Source organism: Microbacterium sp. B24 (assembly GCF_000333415.1).
GTDB lineage: Bacteria > Actinomycetota > Actinomycetes > Actinomycetales > Microbacteriaceae > Microbacterium.
This window is the reverse complement of the sequence record NZ_BADB01000292.1, coordinates 1-1,026: the sequence shown is the minus strand read 5'-3', so window position 1 is coordinate 1,026 and position 1,026 is coordinate 1. Positions and strand designations below refer to the sequence as shown.

Sequence of the window (1,026 nt, the reverse complement as noted above, 5' to 3'; positions counted from 1 at the left end):
CCCTGATCCCGAGGGTGTCGAGCACCTCGAGGCTGTAGCGGCGGACATCCGCGATCGGCTTGGGGCCGTAGGGCGAATGCGCGGTGTCGCCGATGTACAGCACCGACTCGCGCGGCAGCAACTGCGAGACCGCGCGCGCCACCGTGAGTCCACCCACACCGGAGTCGAAGATCCCGATCGGTGCGTCATTCACGGTTCTCCACCCTACCCGCCGCTGCGCTGACGGCGACGTCACCAGCGCCATCGCTAGAGTGACGGCATGACCCGCGCCGAGGCCCCGTCGTCCGCCCTCCTCACCGATCGCTACGAGCTGACCATGATCGATGCGGCCCTGCGGGACGGGACAGCGGCCCGCCGCTGCGTGTTCGAGCTGTTCGGACGGCGCCTCCCGGGAGCGCGCCGCTTCGGCGTCGTCGCCGGCACCGGACGGCTGTTGCAGGAGCTGCGGGCGTTCCGCTTCAGCGACGACGAGCTGCGCTACCTCCGCGACAACCGCGTCGTCGGAGCCGAGACCCTGCGCTATCTGGAGAACTACCGTTTCACCGGGAGCATCCGCGGCTACCGCGAAGGCGAGCTGTACTTTCCGGGATCGCCGGTACTCACCGTCGAGGGCTCCTTCGCCGAAGCGGTCGTGCTCGAGACGCTGGCCCTCAGCATCCTCAACCACGACTCCGCGGTGGCCAACGCCGCCGCACGCATGAGCATCGCCGCCGGGGACCGTCCCCTCGCCGAGATGGGCTCCCGCCGCGCCGGAGAGCGTTCCGCCGTCGCGGCCGCGCGCGCCGCCTACATCGCCGGGTTCGGTGCGACGAGCAACCTGCAGGCAGGGCGGGAGTGGGGCATCCCGACGATGGGAACCGCCGCCCACGCGTGGACTCTGCTGCACGACAGCGAAGAGGACGCCTTCCGCAGCCAGATCGCGGCACACGGCACCGACACGACGCTGCTCATCGACACCTACGACATCCGCCGCGGCGTCGAGACCGCGATTCGCGTCGCCGGCACCGGCCTCGGCGGGTTGCGCAT

The 1,026-nt window shown here is 70.7% G+C and carries 1 protein-coding gene and 1 pseudogene; one reads left to right on the top strand and one right to left on the bottom strand.

Features of this window, described 5'->3' with window-relative positions; translation table 11 throughout:
* Positions 1-193: pseudogene (locus I5I_RS07565) on the bottom strand (glutamate racemase); the annotation flags it as partial.
* Between the two features lie 66 nt (positions 194-259).
* Here I5I_RS07565 and pncB point away from each other — a divergent pair.
* Positions 260-1,026 (top strand): nicotinate phosphoribosyltransferase (gene pncB / locus I5I_RS07560; protein WP_036318208.1); only part of this gene is annotated, 767 nt, incomplete at its 3' end.